General features: G+C 44.2%; 14 protein-coding genes. 6 read left to right on the forward strand and 8 right to left on the reverse strand.

Translation table 11 applies throughout. The features are described 5' to 3' along the window. The first annotated feature begins 388 nt into the window (after positions 1 to 388). The 4 genes from MSSIT_RS14915 (at position 389) to MSSIT_RS14935 (ending at position 3,613) form a co-directional block, all read left to right on the forward strand. Positions 389 to 775 (forward strand): hypothetical protein, encoded by a 387-nt coding sequence (locus tag MSSIT_RS14915; protein ID WP_231589876.1) that lies wholly within the window; start codon positions 389 to 391, stop codon positions 773 to 775. Between the two features lie 242 nt (positions 776 to 1,017). Then, on the forward strand, positions 1,018 to 1,602 hold the full coding sequence (locus MSSIT_RS14920; protein WP_261788860.1) for a shikimate kinase: 585 nt from the start codon (positions 1,018 to 1,020) through the stop codon (positions 1,600 to 1,602). 351 nt (positions 1,603 to 1,953) lie between these two features. After that, positions 1,954 to 2,232 (forward strand): ACT domain-containing protein, encoded by a 279-nt coding sequence (locus MSSIT_RS14930; protein ID WP_048173381.1) that lies wholly within the window; start codon positions 1,954 to 1,956, stop codon positions 2,230 to 2,232. A 19-nt stretch (positions 2,233 to 2,251) separates the two neighbouring features. Continuing rightward, the gene (locus tag MSSIT_RS14935; RefSeq protein WP_048173382.1) at positions 2,252 to 3,613 is read left to right on the forward strand and encodes a PFL family protein; all 1,362 of its coding nucleotides are present in this window, start codon (positions 2,252 to 2,254) and stop codon (positions 3,611 to 3,613) included. A 403-nt stretch (positions 3,614 to 4,016) separates the two neighbouring features. Here MSSIT_RS14935 and MSSIT_RS14940 read toward each other — a convergent pair whose 3' ends face one another. Both MSSIT_RS14940 and MSSIT_RS23530 read right to left on the reverse strand, forming a co-directional pair. Beyond that, positions 4,017 to 4,886, reverse strand: coding sequence for a hypothetical protein (locus MSSIT_RS14940; RefSeq protein ID WP_231589877.1), 870 nt, complete (start codon positions 4,884 to 4,886; stop codon positions 4,017 to 4,019). A gap of 7 nt (positions 4,887 to 4,893) precedes the next feature. Beyond that, positions 4,894 to 5,046 (reverse strand): hypothetical protein, encoded by a 153-nt coding sequence (locus tag MSSIT_RS23530; protein WP_156157308.1) that lies wholly within the window; start codon positions 5,044 to 5,046, stop codon positions 4,894 to 4,896. A gap of 1,174 nt (positions 5,047 to 6,220) precedes the next feature. Here MSSIT_RS23530 and MSSIT_RS23535 point away from each other — a divergent pair. Further along, positions 6,221 to 6,376 carry a hypothetical protein gene (locus MSSIT_RS23535; RefSeq protein WP_156158871.1) on the forward strand — a complete coding sequence of 52 codons (156 nt, stop codon included), beginning with the start codon at positions 6,221 to 6,223 and terminating at the stop codon, positions 6,374 to 6,376. A 105-nt stretch (positions 6,377 to 6,481) separates the two neighbouring features. After that, positions 6,482 to 7,123 carry a phosphoribosyltransferase gene (locus MSSIT_RS14945; RefSeq protein ID WP_082089027.1) on the forward strand — a complete coding sequence of 214 codons (642 nt, stop codon included), beginning with the start codon at positions 6,482 to 6,484 and terminating at the stop codon, positions 7,121 to 7,123. A 72-nt stretch (positions 7,124 to 7,195) separates the two neighbouring features. On the opposite strand, the gene MSSIT_RS14950 is transcribed toward MSSIT_RS14945, so the two are convergent. The 6 genes from MSSIT_RS14950 to MSSIT_RS14975 form a co-directional block, all read right to left on the reverse strand. After that, positions 7,196 to 7,930, reverse strand: a complete 735-nt coding sequence (locus tag MSSIT_RS14950; protein WP_082089028.1) for a metallophosphoesterase family protein — start codon at positions 7,928 to 7,930, stop codon at positions 7,196 to 7,198. Between the two features lie 425 nt (positions 7,931 to 8,355). After that, on the reverse strand, positions 8,356 to 10,938 hold the full coding sequence (locus tag MSSIT_RS14955; protein ID WP_048173385.1) for a vWA domain-containing protein: 2,583 nt from the start codon (positions 10,936 to 10,938) through the stop codon (positions 8,356 to 8,358). Continuing rightward, positions 10,935 to 12,818 carry a vWA domain-containing protein gene (locus tag MSSIT_RS14960; RefSeq protein ID WP_048174914.1) on the reverse strand — a complete coding sequence of 628 codons (1,884 nt, stop codon included), beginning with the start codon at positions 12,816 to 12,818 and terminating at the stop codon, positions 10,935 to 10,937. The genes MSSIT_RS14955 and MSSIT_RS14960 overlap by 4 nt, the downstream gene beginning before the upstream one ends. 8 nt (positions 12,819 to 12,826) lie before the next feature. Continuing rightward, on the reverse strand, positions 12,827 to 13,708 hold the full coding sequence (locus tag MSSIT_RS14965; RefSeq protein WP_048173386.1) for a DUF58 domain-containing protein: 882 nt from the start codon (positions 13,706 to 13,708) through the stop codon (positions 12,827 to 12,829). 37 nt (positions 13,709 to 13,745) lie between these two features. Continuing rightward, entirely contained in the window at positions 13,746 to 14,747 is a 1,002-nt protein-coding gene (locus MSSIT_RS14970) for an AAA family ATPase (protein ID WP_048173387.1), read from the reverse strand. Positions 14,748 to 14,807: 60 nt separating this feature from the next. Then, a complete protein-coding gene (locus tag MSSIT_RS14975) occupies positions 14,808 to 15,563 on the reverse strand; it encodes a hypothetical protein (RefSeq protein WP_231589880.1) in 756 nt (251 codons plus the stop codon). Between the last annotated feature and the right edge of the window lie 237 nt (positions 15,564 to 15,800).

Consider the following 15,800-nt stretch of genomic DNA (forward strand, 5'->3'; position numbering starts at 1 on the left):
GTCACAAGAAAATCTTCTTTAAGCCATTCGAATTTCATTTTTTATATATGTCAAAAAGTTCAATGTTGCAAAAAACAGATGATATAGAGTTTAGTGTACCTCTAAATTATTTTTTACTCTATCGCCAGTTTGTTTATTTTATTAGCATGAAAGTCCATGCGTACTTTCATTATTTGTGCCTGTTATTCGAAGAATATCATGTTTGTTTGGCATGAAAGTATTTTGCACACTTTCATTTCTTGTGCCTTATATTCCAAAGAGTTTCATGTACATTTTTTGTAATAAGCGGGTTCTGGAACTAAGGAGTTTAGAACTACTGTAAAAAGAATAAATTAAAATAATAGCGGGAAATAAGGATAATGGACATATGGACTTAACAATGCAGCAAATGGATTTATTAGCTGGATCTATATTTCTTCTGATAGTCCTGGCTATTTTTTTACACTTTTATAAAATCCGGCTGCTCTCGCATTCCCTGAAACTCTGCAACTGGATCTGCGGGCTGGCTATAAGTTCGGACAGTCCCTGGGTCAAAATGTTTGTGCTCCATCTTGTATTTTTTATCCGGCTGCTTATGTACCTTGCAATTGTTTCCCTTGAACAGGTGGATAAGCTCACCACCCGGGGCCTGCTCAAGCACTATGTTTCAGGCAGCAGGGTTGTCCTTCGGGAATATATATCTGCTTTTATGCACTCCTCCGAAGAGGTTGAAAAATGTATTAGCAGCCTGAGTTCTCAGCCGGCAAACATAAAAGAGAGGCACGTCAGGAAATAACCTCTCAAAACTCGTTTATACAGCAGGATCGCGGGTAAAACCCAAATTTTTCAACATATATCTATATGATCCGGGCTCTACAATACCCTCACATATTTCCCTTTAATTGTTGAAAGACATGCCTGGAAAAGCTCTTATTTTACCGGGAATTTAATATACATCTCGTAATTTGCTTCTTTTTTTAAAAAACACTCACGCTGTATATTTTTATAGCAGAAGATTATATTTTATCCTGGGATTTATTGACTGCCGACCCTCTCATCCCGGGGATTTTCGGCACTGTGTTCTTGATTTTTGCAGGCAGGAAGCGTGTAGCAATGAATATAACTTTAATTGGAATGGCAGGAGCGGGGAAGAGTACTATAGGCAAGGCACTTGCAAAACGCCTGGATTATACTTTTATTGATGTTGACGGCATGATAACAAAGAAGACCGGAATGCCCCTTCAGGCTCTGATTGACAAACAGGGGGATTCGGCTTTGATCAGGTTTGAAGAAGAAGCCATTCTGGAACTTGAGCAGGTGGACAACTGCATCATCTCTCCGGGGGGAAGCGTGGTTTATTCCGAAAAAGCCATGGAACACCTGAAAAAAATCTCAAAGATAGTCTTTCTGGATGCTTCTTTCAGAAGCATAGTAAGAAGGATCCCCAATGCAAGAAAGCGAGGTATAGTCGGGCTCAGGGACAGAAGCCTTAAAGAACTTTTTGAAGAGAGGCTTGTCCTGTATAAGAAGTATGCTGACTTTTCAATAAGGCTTAAAGGAAGGGAAAATGTTCAGAGGGTTGCGGGGAAAATAATTAAACTCTGCTTTGATTCAGAACCCTGAGTTTAGGATCAACTTCGGGGCTTACAGGTTTAACCTGTATTGTCTTATTTACCAAAACCTTTTTTGTTTACCGTTTCCTTTATAAATCCTCACAAGATTTTTATTTACGGTGGGATCCAAGCTTCTATGTCATAATCATTTTCTCTAATTTGTGATGGGAATTTATAATTGTAATCAGATTTTTCAGTTTAAGATACAACAGGATCAGAGGGTTTTCATCAGAACCTGAGCAGTTTACTTTATTAGCTATCAGGTCTTCAATCTGAACAAAATTTCCTTGTTTACAGCTTTCATGCATTTTCCCTGCAGAAAAAAGCAGGATCAACACATAGGATCAACAGGAGATATTTCATGACATCGAGCCGTTTCATTATCACGGTTATCGGCAGCGACAGGGTAGGTATAGTTGCCAGAATCACCACGGTGATGGCAAATTACAATGTAAATATTGTCGATATCAGCCAGACTATCATGCAGGGCATCTTTACCATGATCATGCTTGCCGAAGCTCCGAAGGACAACTTTGACCTTTCGGCTTTCCAGCAGGCTATGGATGCCGAAGGGAAGAGCCTTGGAGTTGAGGTCAAGGTGCAGCATGAAGATGTTTTCCGTTTCATGCACAGGATCTGAGTTGTGAGGAGTTTTTTCCATGATTATAAACCCGAACGAAATCCTGGAAACAATTCAAATGGTCAGGATGGAACACCTGGATATCAGAACCGTCACCATGGGGATCAGTCTCAGGGACTGCAGCCATCCGGATCTTGAGGTTTTCAACGAAAACATCTATGAGAAAATAACTTCCAGAGCAAAGGAGCTTGTCCGGACAACGAATGAGATCCAGAGTCTTTACGGGATTCCTATTATCAACAGGCGAATTTCCGTAACTCCGATATCCATAGCTGCCGAAAGCTGCAGGTCTCAGGACTTCGTTTCCGTTGCAAAGACAATGGATGAAGCTGCAAGGGAAGCGGGTGTGGATTTTATAGGAGGGTTCAGCGCTCTTGTCCATAAAGGAGAAACCCAAGGAGACCTCAAACTGATAAACTCCATTCCCGAAGCCCTCGCATCTACCGAGAAAGTCTGTTCGTCCGTAAACGTTGCAACCACAAAAGCAGGCATTAATATGGACGCAGTCGGCATGATGGGCAAAGTGATCAAAGAGACTGCGGAGCTGACCGCTGACAGGGACGGGATAGGCTGTGCCAAACTGGTGGTTTTTGCAAATGCTCCCGAAGATAATCCCTTTATGGCGGGCGCTTTTCATGGTATAGGCGAGCCTGAGTGTGTTATCAATGTGGGGGTAAGCGGACCTGGAGTGGTCAATGCCGCTCTTTGCGAACTTGAAAACCCGAACCTTACGGAAATCTCCGAGACGATCAAAAAGACAGCCTTCAAAATCACCCGCATGGGGGAAATGGTTGGAAAGGAGGTTTCTCGAAGGCTTGGGGTGGAATTCGGAATTCTTGACCTCTCGCTTGCTCCGACTCCGGCAATCGGGGACAGTGTTGCTGCGATTCTTGAAGCTATGGGGCTTGAGCGCTGCGGGACCCACGGGACAACGGCAGCCCTTGCCCTCCTGAATGACGCCGTAAAAAAAGGTGGAGCAATGGCTTCTTCTTCCGTAGGAGGCTTAAGCGGAGCTTTTATTCCGGTCAGTGAGGATGCAGGCATGATCGAAGCAGTAAAAGCCGGAGCCCTTTCTCTGGAAAAACTCGAAGCCATGACCTGCGTCTGTTCCGTGGGGCTTGACATGATAGCAGTTCCGGGTGATACTTCAGCTACTACCCTTTCTGCAATCATTGCCGATGAAATGGCGGTTGGAGTAATCAACAAAAAGACAACAGCCGTCCGTATCATCCCGGCTCCGGGAAAAGCCGTAGGGGATTCCGTGGAGTTCGGCGGGCTTCTCGGAAATGCACCTATTATGCCGGTAAGCAGTTTCAGTTCCGAGACTTTCGTAAATCGGGGAGGAAGGATTCCGGCTCCCATCCAGTCGCTTACGAACTGAATTGTTATTATCAGAATCGAGAACCTCGGGAAGAGCAATCATTCAGCGCGCTGTCGGGAAGTCAGAATATGCTGCTTTTAAGTTCTCCACGGAGTGGCTGACGACTCAAACAGGATGAAAAACAAAGTCAATAGCCTTCTAGCCTTCAGATAGTGAAGAATGGATTCTCTGAAGTTTGTCCATTAATCCTTTAAAAGGCTGGCTATGGCTTTTTTTCTTATTTTTTTTAATTTTAGTTTTACAGGTATTCTGTTCTTTTTAAGGTTTTGTTTCTCAAACATCTCATGTAAAAAATTATATGTATACTGTTGTAAAATAATCATCAAATACAGAAAATTTTTTCATCATTATTTTATCGATATCAGGTTTCATATTTGAGTCAAAAGTATTTTCTCCTTCATTTTTACTTCGAGTTTTCCCACAGCGATCTCATCATTTCCCTGATTTCTTCTATTTTTTTGATGCTGGATTCATCGTTTATAATATCAAGTTCGTTAAAGGATTCAAGGGCGATCTTTGCTGCAATCGAGGCATCATTCAGGTATCTGTTCCCTGCACTGCTCATAATTGTCTGAAGGGCGGATGCAGCCTGGAAAACGGCATTTTCCATCTCCTCTTCCTCAGCGCTTTTTCCTATCTCCCCAATGGAAGCTGCTATGTTCCCGGTTGCGCTTTGAAGGTTTTCTTTCATTGCTGCTGCAGCCATCTCTTCCAGCATAAGTTCGGCTCCTATTGCAGCTTCCTCAAGGGTTTTCTGAGCAGCCAGTTTCCCGGTTTCTCCGAGGCAGGTGGCACATATGGCGGCATTTTCCGAAACATCAGGGATTTTCATTCTGGCAACCGCTTTTCCAATTTCCCCAAGCCCGATTGTAACGGCAAGGGTTTCTCTTCCCCTGTTAAGGAGAGCCGCCGTATTTCCGCTTTTCCCGAGCATTGAAGCTGCAAGTTTGGCTACCGTCTCAAGCTGCTGTCCGGCTGCGATTTTTCCGATGGTTCCTAAAGAAAGCAGGACCCTGACAGTTGTACTTTCCATGTTCTGCTTCATCGAGCACTGGAGCATCTTTTCCAGGGACAGGATAGCGTTGACTGCGGCATTTTCCATTCCCTGAAGGGCAGCAGCCTTTCCTATTTCTTTTATGGAAGATATTACCTTCTCGGCTTCCAGTTCTTTTCTTTCGCTAAGATACTCTTTACCGATCTCTGTCAGGGAAGCGAGAGCCTGGCTTACTCCTTCGTCAAAATTCTCATCGATAGAATCCAGTCCCTTTCTCACTGCTTGATCACTCTCTTTTGAAAGCATGGATTTGAAGCTCCTTTTTGATCCGGTATGCCCTTATTTTGTTCTCATGTTTTTCTTTTTGTGCTACTTCTAGGAGACCCTTTACTGCTTTAATTGTTATTTGCTTTGGTCTTTCTATTTGTTTTGTTTTCAATCAATAGCTCCGCCAGAATAATGGTAGATATAGTAAAGCGTCAGAAAAACGAGAATTGCAAGAAGAGCTTTAAAGTCTATTTTTTTTAATAAATTGGTTATTTCATCAATCCCCCTATTCTCTGTTTCTTCCCCGAATTTACTTTATATTTATGGTTTCCTGGTTCAAATATTTTCAGGTAACAAGATAAATTTTCAAGTATGTTGATCCCGTTTTTACAGCATTTTCTTTGGAACCGTATGTAAAACAACCGGGTAAAATATGTTTTTTATTAATCCAGAAATTCAGTCGTCTCTTCTCTATCTTCCATTCTTATCTGTTCGACGCTTTTGAGTAATAGAAAAAACGGTTTTCCATAATTCCATAGCCGAACCTCTTGATTTAAGTTTCCCGAGTCTTGATTCAACACTCGAATTGCAACTCGGGATCAAAAGAACTCGAAGATTTCCCGGGAGTTTTAAATTCCAGGCAGAAACAGTTACTTTTAATAACAAATTAAAATATTTCTTAAGTCAGGATACGGCACCCACCCACTCCGCTATCGTATCCGCCATTTCATAAAGATCCCAGGTTTGAATTGATGAAAATAAATGTTGTTCTTGCCCTTGCTCTTCTTTTTCCCTTTCAGGCTATAGCTCCACCGGAAAAGTGATAGATATAGTAAAGAGTACAGAATACAAGTACTGCAAGAATTGCCTTGAAATCCATTGTTTTACTCCTTTTTAGCGGTGTTCTCAGGCTATGGCACCGGATGAAAAGTGATAGATGTAGTAAAGACTACAGAATACAAGTACTGCAAGAATTGCTTTGAAGTCCATAATTGTTATCCTCCTTTTAAAACTATCAAGAAAAATCCTTTTTGTGGGTAAAATTAGTAGTGAGGCGCAGGTATATAAAAATGCCGTTTTGTATCGTTTTTGGGGTTCATTCCTGTTTTTTCAGTCCATTTATGTTTTTATTTTTGTCCGGCTGTCTATTCTGGCTTTTAAGGTTTTCAGAACTTTGAAATCATCGATCTGGGACCTGGTTTGAATTATTAATCAGGAGAAAATACTTTCTGCTTTTGCAAAAGTAACCTTATATATTGTCCGGTAAAATTATACCTTGAGGGTCTAAATCAGGAGATCTGTTTCAAGTATCTTTTCCACATCTTTTCCCTCCCGGAGCCCGGTAAATGGATAAATTTGTATCCGGGCTTACGCCGACCAGGGGGAGGATACAGGCTCCCTTTTACTTCAAAGTTTTACTTGTGGATGTAAGAAAGGCAGAAAGTGACACCTGTAAAAGTGATGAAAGCAGAAGTAGTGCCCTCAAAAGCGATACCCTGTAAAAGTGATGCCATCAGAAGGGGATTTATCTGGACAGAGGAAAAGAAAAGGCAGCCAGGCAGTTTAACTGCTCTCCGGCAGAAAAGAGTTCTTTCAGGTGCGAGCTCATAAGTTTTGGGGAAGTTTCCCGCCTTTCAAAGCTTCTTGCCCGGAAAATCAAAGCCTCAGGCTATAAGCCCGACCTGATCATTGCTATAGGGAGAGGAGGTTTTGTCCCCGGGAGGCTTATTTCGGACTTTTTGCTTTTCAATGAGCTTACAACAATGAAGGTCGAACACTATACCCGGGGAGCAGAAATAAAAGCAGAAGCCCGAATCAAATATCCCATCCCTATAGGCATAAGCGGGAAGAAAGTGCTTATCGTAGACGACATAACCGATACGGGAGATACCCTTTCCCTTTCTGTTGCTTACGCGCAGAGCCTGAACCCTGCTGAGGTCAGAACTGCAGTCCTCCAGCACAAGACCTGTTCTTCCTTCACCCCGGATTTTTACGCCCAAAAAATTGTCAGGTGGCGCTGGATAATTTATCCCTGGGCTCGTTATGAGGATCTGGGCGGGTTTGCGGAAAAGATTCTCGGGGACAGAACTCTTGAAATCACCCGGATAATAACCGAATTTAAAGTCAGGTATGAGATCATGGTCGGCGAAAAAGAGCTTCTTGAGATTCTGCAGGGCCTTGCTGAGATGAACGAGATTGAGAGGGTTGAAACGGAAAAGATGGTCGGATGGCGGGTTAAGGGAAAGTAAGTGAAAATAAGAAAAAATTAAAAAGTAGGGAAAATACGACGGCAGAGAAATGCCAAAATTTCTGATGCGTCCTCACATTACGGTTTCTGTGACAAGTTCCAGGTTCCCCTGCGGGAAAACTCTGGAAACCCTGACGTTCCAGTTCTTGTTTTCTCCGTTTTCAGCCTGGATCAGGTTAAAGCACTGTGTGGTTTTGCCTCTGGTCTTGGAAGAACAGAAGGTGCCTGCGTTTACGACAAGCATGTTGTTCAGGTTCCAGACATGAGGAATGTGGCAGTGCCCGCAAAGTACAAGGTTTACCTTGCAGCGGTTCAGGAGGTCAAGGACATCTCCTGCATCGACAAGAACGGTGTTTTCTCTCCCGGCAAGCGGGATCGGGACCAGGTGGTGGTGCAGGGCAAAGACCTTGAAATTCTCTCCGGAAAAGGCTTCTTTGATCCAGCCATAGTTTTCTCTTCCCAGATGCCCTTCATCAAGGTCAGGCTGTGAAGAATCGGCTCCTACGACAGTTACGTTTCCCATGTTTCGGGTGGGGAATCTGTTTTCGAAAAGGTCTTCGAAGTGCAGATAGCCTGCGTTTTTGGAGTCATGGTTTCCTGGAACAAGGACCCTGTCCTTGCATTCAATTCTGTCAATAAACTTCTTTACCCCGTCATATTCGGCTGAAAACCCGTTTTCTGTCAGGTCGCCGGTAATTACCACTATGTCAGGGTTCAGCCGGTTTATGTTCTCCAGCATGGATTCTGCAATTTCCGGGACAAAATACGCTTCTGAAAAATGAATATCCGAAAGGTGTACAATCTGTATAATTTTTTACTCCCTCTTTTCTCTGGAATTTTATAATTTTATTTGTATCCAGAACACTGAACTTCCGTTCCATTATATATACCTATCTGTAAAAAATATATATTTTTATGAATCTAATGATAAATCGTTAAAAAAGCTAGAGTTTTATCTTGATTTTTTTAGCTTTATATGTATGTATCTAACTTAAATTCGTGTAGAATGTTCCTCTGAAAATACATAGAATAAGATTCTCGTGTATATTCAGTCCTGCTTTTTGTGCAGTTACCTGGCGCGCGGGTAAGGACTTGAAAAAGAGATTTTTTCAAAAAAGATATTTCCGGACTTCGAACAAAGTCAGATTTAATTCTTTTTTTCAAGCTCTGAATTTTATATGACGAACCAAGAAGCTACTCAGTCTTTAGCTGAGTGGTAGTTCACTTTTACGGTCATTTCATGCGGGTATTGTATGTATGGTGCAGGGTATACAGCAGGTATATAAGAAAAGCAAGGGTAAGGAAATATTTCGTATAAAAGACTTTGGTCAGGATTTTTTTCTCCGTGCTGGTTGAAGCGTCTTCCGATATCTTTGAGTAGATATCTCCTTTTGTGTAGATTTTCCCGCCGTTTTCAAGTATTGCTGTCCTGAAAAGAGTGTTTTCACCTATATACGTATATTCATCCGGGCGGTTTACGGCAGCAGGCCTCCAGGATGCGTTCTCAGTTCCAGAAGCTCCGGACAGCAGTTCCTCGGTAAGGTTTGCCTCGACAGGGGTTTCGGAGATCTTGTGGAGCCCGAAGGTGTCAGCTGTGACGTACGATTCGTACATGTTATTCCCTATGGAGTTTATTTCCATTGGCTTTTTGTCAAAATAAAGTTCAGGAGTGCCTTCTTTTCCGGTGGTGATAAGTATTCTGCCCGGCTGGCCCATTTTAAGGTCCGGTACCTTTAGCTGGATCTCTTCGGACATTTCGGTATCAGCAACCGCCCAATTCAGTGTCCTTGTAATTATAAGGCTGTCATTTCCCGAATACAGGGATGCTGCCCAGGGAGCTCCGTTTCCTTTCCCATTATCGGTTGTTATTGCAGCAACACGCCCGAGCCCAAGTCTCCAGGTCGTAATTATCGGTTTGCCTAACCTTGTTATAACCAGGCGGTTCGCTTCAGGCTTCGGGGTGACCTCATTATACCCCAGAATATCATTGTTTATGTCGGAAATGTTTTGAGTAATGAAATGTTTAGGGTCGTAAACCACGATTGACCCGCTCGAATATTCATCATCCCGGGCTTCGGATTCGTCAGGGTTTTCGGAGAAGCTTACCTCGACCCTCTCACCGGGTTTTAGCCTCTCGTAGTTTTCGGACAGGCCTATTTTATTCATGAAAAGCTCGGCATAATACTGCCCTTTAGAGGTAACCTTGAGCTCGTCAATTTTCGGAGTGTATATATGGACAAAGTGGATGTCAATACCGCTACCTTCATGAAGGTTTTCCGCACACTGGACTGCCCGCTCAAACCTGAGGTCCCCTTCAGCCGTATTCCCAATCCCGCCGTCAGACACGATTATAATTTCAGCTTCGGCACTGCTGTTCTGTGCTTTCAGCAGGTTGTGTGCGGTTAATAGTCCCCGCTCAAGAGAAGTTGATCGTCCGGAAGGTTGAATTTCACGAATTTTGGCTTCAAGCCACAATCTGTTCGATTCTTTTGATATATCCACGAATCCGTCCGTGATGTCCATTCCCCTGCTCCCGAAGGTGATCACGTCGACTCTTGCATCTTTGAGGAGGTCGCTTTCAAGAAGGACGATCGTATTGGACAAAATATCATCTAAAACCTTCCCTCCAATTCCGTTCTCATTCATAGCGCTTGGCGAAACATCAAGCATCAGGACAATGTTCCTGCCCCCTCTCCAGTTCGAAGGCTCTGATGTGACAGGGAGGAGTTCTTCAAACCCGGTTTTCTGGTATGTTTTTTCTGCAGGGAAATCAAAAGAAGAGTCTCCTCCAACCACTACCAGGCCCCCTCCGTTAGTGACGTAATTCCTGAGGGTTCTGGTTTCTGCCTCTGATATAGTTGATGCAGCCTGGTTATCCATTATAACGGTGTCCGTGCCGTCAAGGGAGCCGAATGATTTTGCCACCCTCACATCATAGATCTCCCTCATCATGTCTGCAAGAGGAGAGTCTGGTTCATTTGAAATAAGCAGGACCTTTGGCTTGGGGGTTACGTATATACTTTTCATGTACTGGTTATTGTTCTCGAAATAATCCAGGTTTTTAACGCTGATACTTGCCGGGTGCAGGGTTGCCTTTACGGTGTGGGGGCCTAGCTTCTCAAAGGTGTGGTTGAACTCTATGCTTTCTATTCTCCCGGTCTGGGTGATTTCCCGCTCAAGCACCTTCCTGTGGTCGACGGTAATCCTTACCTGGTAACTTATTTGTTCCTCAGTTGCCTTTCGGATCTTAACTTTATAAAACGCCTCATTATCAATCACAGCCTCGTTATCCCCTTCAATCTCCACGCTGAGGTCCTCTTTTTCGGTCCTGGGGATGAGGGCTGCTACGGGAAAATTATTTTTGTAACAATAAGACAGGGCTTCTTCAACCGGAGTCCCCGAATTGCTCTGCCCGTCCGAGACCACAAGCACATAGGTTTCCGGGGAAGCCTGCTGGATGATGGCGTCACCAAGAGAGGTATGTATCCCTGAAACCGTTGTTACCGTTACCGGGACGCTGGTTCCGAGTTTTTCCGAAATTTCTCCGGCGACTCCTTTCTGCAGCAGGTCCATGCTTGCAGTCTCATCGGAGATTATGGTTATCCCGGTCTGGTTGGTTTTAGGAGTACCTATTTCTGTAGAGTAAGGGGCTGCAAGAGCCAGGATCAGGAGGAAAACCACAAGGGTATGGACGAACAGGTGTTTTTTATCGACCTTTTTCCAGAGTCCTAATAACACAAAAACGGCCAGAGGGACCAGGAGCAGCAATTCGCTGCCGTGGAAAAAATCAAAATTGAAAAGGAAATTGAAGGTCATATTATCCTCCTCCTGAACATAACTGCGTTTTCAATAATGAGGAGCAGCAGTAGAGCGTAAATGAGGTATTTTCGGGGTTTGTCGGGGGACTTTGTACGGAGTTCCAGCTTCTTTATTTCTCCGTTTTCACCTGTCAGGTTCAGTCTTTCTTCCGTAAAGGTATTCGATTCCATGGAATCGTAGAGGTTAGCAGCAACGGTCTTCTGGTTCAGGCTGTACAGCCCGCACTCGTCATAATAGACGAAACTGCTGCTGACGGTTTCGGTCGGAGTGTTTATCAGGACATCCTGGTCAAAGGCCTGGTACCGGCCCGTATTCACGTTTGTTTCACTGATGTCTCCGACTCCCCACATATATCTGAGCAGTTTTACCCAGAACACAGGGTAGGTCGGGGTAGTGGCAAAATTATTCCACGCCTCTTTTCCGGTAGTATCACTGAACCCGACATAGGTCACTGTCCCGTTTTTTATGCTCTGCATGCTGACCAGAGGTCCTGTTCCCTTTACCTCTGCAAGGACCGAAGCCCCTTCTTTCGGGGTAGTGACGAGGAACCTGCGCAGGTATACCTCACCGAACGTGACGTCTTCAAAAATATTTTTCCCGCTGCCCGCGGTCTCGATAGTGTGGCTACCTTCGTCTTCTACTGAAATTATGTCTACAGGCAGGACGGAATAAAGCCCGTGCATAGGTAAGGAATCGTACAGACACTCGTTTCCTATGACTATCAGGTCTTTTCCGCTTTTTGCATAAGCCACGATTTCCAGGACATCGAGGGTCGGGAGAGATTTCTCCTTGGAGTTTACGATAATGGTGTCATATTCCGTAACATTATCCGGCAGGGTCTGCCGGACCTCAAGTTGAATGTCGGGCAGGAGGGATATCACTGTTATCAGGGGCGACTTCCCGGCAGTTTCTTCAGGGTCTGTAAGGACCAGGACTTTTTTGGGTTTGACTTCGGGAATTGAAATGTAAGCAATGTTGTCGCAGGGTATTGCATCCTCATTGAGGATTCTCACAGTTGATGTGCCCTGGGGAATATTTGAAAACTTTATCTGCTGCGCTCCGAACCCTGCAAGCTGTACCGAACTGCTCACCTCTGTGCCGGAGGAGTCAGTCCCACCCTCCAGTTGAACCTCAAGGTCTGCACTTTTATTGTTGAAATTTTTGACAGTACAGGTATATTCATACGTCCCGTCGTTCCTGTCTTTCAAATAACCGTCCACAATTGCGTAATTGGCAGTTTTATCTCCAACCTGCCTGAACTCAAGCTCCATGTTTCTCGTGTTTGCAATCCGGATGTAGGTTTCAGGCGCCCTTCCTGCCCAGTTTTCAAAATCGGATATAACCACAATTTTTCCGTTTTCGTTCTCTTTCTCGTTTACAACGGTCAAAATTGCTTTGGGAATGTCAGCCGGAGTGTTTCTCATCTCCAGGCTGTCAATAACTTCTTTTGCATCATCCGCATCCAGCCCTTTTGCAAGCACCACCGGAATACTTTCGGCTGAGATAATCGTATTTTCTTCGGCCAGGCTGTCTATTGCAATAGCCTTTGCGGCGTCAACCCTGTCCCGGGCGGTCATGCTCGCAGACGAGTCCATAATAATAATTACCTTTTCCGAATCTGCTTTTACCTCTTCAAGGAGGGGGCCTGCAATTGCTGTCGAGAGAAGAATAAGGGTCAGTAGCTGTATGAAAAAAAGAGGGTCCGTTATTTTCTTACTGACGGTGCGCCGCGAATCAAGCACGTTCTGGCTTATCCTCCGGACAAACATCAGGGAAGGCAGAATAACATTTTTTGGTCGGGGCTTGAGCAGGTATATTATCGTAAGGGGAATTATACCTGCAAGTGCAGCCAGGCCCTGAGAAAATTCAAAGTCCATGGGCAGGATCACCCTTCACCTATAATTCTTAGAACAGTATCAAACGGCTGGTTTTCTATGCTGACGCGGAAGTAAGGGATTTTAAAATCGTAGGCAATTTTTTCCAGTTCAGCTACATGCTTTGCGTATTCGGCAGCATATTCTTTTTTGAAGTTGGGACCCACCGTAAAACTGATTTCTTTGTTTGTCTCGCTGTCAATGAATTTTACCGCCCCGTCTACGGTTTCAGGCAGGTTCATTTCGGTCTCATCATAAACGTGTACAAGCACAAGTTCATGTCTGGACAGCCTGTTAACGGCATTCCGGACCGACTCGATGCTGTCCAGAAAGTCTGAAATTATAAGCACCATTGACCTTGTTTTTATTCTAGGGTATATGGAGTCGGCGCAATCTGCAAGCTTTGTGTCCCCACTGACTGAAATCCGGGTCAGGGAGTCTATTGTCCGCAGGAAATCGTCCCTTCCTTTGTGGGCTTTTGTGTACTCCACGTAGTCTGCAAACGTTGCAACCGTATACACATCGTTATGTTTCATTACGATGTAAGAAACGCCTGCAGCTATTGTTGACGCATACTCAAACTTGTTCGGCGTATTTTCAGGAAAGAGCATGCTGCCGCTGGCGTCAAGCAGGATGACCATGTTGAGGTTTTTCTCTTCTTCAAACCTGCGGATATAGAGTTTTTCCGTGCGGGCATAGAGGTTCCAGTCAATTTTTTTTAATGAATCGCCAGGATTGTATTTTCTGTGGTCAGTAAGGTCAAGCCCCGTCCCTTTTCTGGTTGACTGGTGACTGCCCGTATGAATTGCAGAAACTCTCCTGCTTAGGGGGATCGCATACCTGTCGAGCTGGGTCAGGAAAGAAGTATCGATTGTGTGTTTTGCACCAGTCATTATGATCACTGCATTCAGTCTTTTTCCGCAGCCCGGATCAGATAATTGTTTTTCTGCCTTCCAGGATTTTTTCTATGATTTTATCGCTCGTGATGTTGTTCCTTGCAGCATCAAAAGATAGAACTATCCTGTGGCGAAGGACCGGATGGGCCATGGAGTCGATGTCCTCTTTCTCAACATACCCCCTGCCATCGAGAAACGAATTTGCCTTTGCACAGAGGATCAGGGCAATTGAAGCCCGCGGGGACGCCCCTGCTTCGATCATTTCAGGCATATTCCGGGTCTGGTTCACGATATCGATTGCATACTTCTTGAGCTTGTTTGAGATAGGGATTCTCCGGGTTATCTGCTGCAGTTCGAGAAACGTATTTTTTTCTATGCATCTTTGCACTGAAGGTCTGAAAGCCTCAGCGTAACGGTTTACAATCTCAAACTCTTCTTCGGAGTCCGGGTAACCCAGGCGGATCTTCATCAAAAACCTGTCAAGCTGGGCTTCGGGAAGGGTATAGGTACCTTCCATTTCGATCGGGTTCTGGGTCGCAAGGATAAAGAAAGGCCTGTCCAGAGGGTATGTCGTACTTGCAACGGTCACCTGTTTTTCCTGCATGGCTTCGAGCAGGGCGGACTGGGTCTTCGGGGAAGCGCGGTTGATTTCATCTGCAAGCACAATATTTGCAAAAACGGGGCCCTGCTTGAACCTGAAACGTTTTGAGCCTCTTTCGTCTTCTTCGATAATGTCGGTCCCGGTGATATCCGCAGGCATAAGGTCAGGCGTACACTGTATCCTGCTGAACTTCATGCTCATTATCTGGGAAATGGTGGAAATCGTAAGGGTCTTTCCAAGCCCGGGGTTGCTTTCAACGAGGACATGCCCTTCACACAGCATGGCTATTATGATCTGGCGGACCATTTCTTTCTGGCCGACGATAGCATTGCCGATTTCTCTGAAGATAACCTCAAAAATCCTGGGGGCTTTTTCATAGGTAGGTTTTAAATTAAGTTCAGAATCTTCAAGCTGGATTTCCTGTAGCTCTCTCATAATGAAACTCCGTTGTTTTTTACATAAATCTGGCATTTGATGCAAATTCGGGGGACAGGTTCAGGAAGAAAGTGCTTCAAAATATTGTTTGATCAAAGATTCGTATTCTTCCGGCAGGTTTTCCGAGTAGGTCTGGCTCTGCCTGAATTCGTCTTCTAGGCCGCTTTTACTCTCGTTGAAATTCTTTTCAGTATCCGCATCGACCTGGCTTGTGAACCCGAGGCCCAGGCTCGGGTTGATTTTCATTTCAACCTTATCCCCATTTTTTATGATGACAGCCTCTACCCTGTACCTGGAATCCGGGACAACTTCCTCTTTTTCTTCGTAAGCTGCTCTGGCATTCAGGTCAGACATGTTGTCAAGGAGCTCATCGATTAGCTGGCTGGGGTATACATCAAAGCTGAAGCCCTCATGTATGCAGAAGGTGACAGCTCCAGCTGCCAGCAGAAATATTACAAAAGACCTGAAAATCTGTTTTTTCGGGACTATTTTTCTTATTTTAATCCCGCTAAGCTGGATGTTTACTTCCTCAAGCAGTTTCTTTGTAACGATGTTGATATTCTGGCTGTTATCATATGCCGTTGCCAGCCTTGTCTTCAGTTCCGGAAAGCCGGTTTCAAGGAGAGTTATCAGGTTAAACTTATTACTTCTATCAAGTAACCTGTGAATTAAACCGAAAAGAAGAGTCAGCACAAGTGCCCCTGCCGCCATTAACCCCAGGTTAAACCAGTAAGTGTCCAGGTATGTCTGGAACTTACTCAGTTTCTCCACTTCGGGAACATAATAAGCCAACTCGTACAGGTTGAACAGGATCATCAATAAAAACAAAAAAGAAAATTTTCCGGCTGTTTGAAAAAAACCGAGGGTACGATATGACCATATCAGATATTTTTTATATTTTTCCAGAAGAGGCACTACAAGCATATAATCTCAAACCACAGTTGTAATTTATAGTAATTATATTGTAAATATTACTAATAAAACTTTTCTAATATTTTTACTACGAATTGTACAAGTCTTACCTTAAGACCACTACCAGACTAATACAAATGT

The organism is Methanosarcina siciliae T4/M (assembly GCF_000970085.1).
Lineage (GTDB): Archaea > Halobacteriota > Methanosarcinia > Methanosarcinales > Methanosarcinaceae > Methanosarcina > Methanosarcina siciliae.

Bases quoted from the DNA above. Each gene is read 5' to 3' on its own strand.
- MSSIT_RS14915 (WP_231589876.1), top strand. From the start codon at position 389: ATGGATTTATTAGCTGGATCTATATTTCTTCTGATAGTCCTGGCTATT.
- MSSIT_RS14930 (WP_048173381.1), top strand. From the start codon at position 1,954: ATGACATCGAGCCGTTTCATTATCACGGTTATCGGCAGCGACAGGGTA.
- MSSIT_RS14935 (WP_048173382.1), top strand. From the start codon at position 2,252: ATGATTATAAACCCGAACGAAATCCTGGAAACAATTCAAATGGTCAGG.
- MSSIT_RS23535 (WP_156158871.1), top strand. From the start codon at position 6,221: ATGGATAAATTTGTATCCGGGCTTACGCCGACCAGGGGGAGGATACAG.
- MSSIT_RS14955 (WP_048173385.1), bottom strand. From the start codon at position 10,938: ATGACCTTCAATTTCCTTTTCAATTTTGATTTTTTCCACGGCAGCGAA.
- MSSIT_RS14960 (WP_048174914.1), bottom strand. From the start codon at position 12,818: ATGGACTTTGAATTTTCTCAGGGCCTGGCTGCACTTGCAGGTATAATT.
- MSSIT_RS14965 (WP_048173386.1), bottom strand. From the start codon at position 13,708: ATGACTGGTGCAAAACACACAATCGATACTTCTTTCCTGACCCAGCTC.
- MSSIT_RS14970 (WP_048173387.1), bottom strand. From the start codon at position 14,747: ATGAGAGAGCTACAGGAAATCCAGCTTGAAGATTCTGAACTTAATTTA.
- MSSIT_RS14975 (WP_231589880.1), bottom strand. From the start codon at position 15,563: ATGATCCTGTTCAACCTGTACGAGTTGGCTTATTATGTTCCCGAAGTG.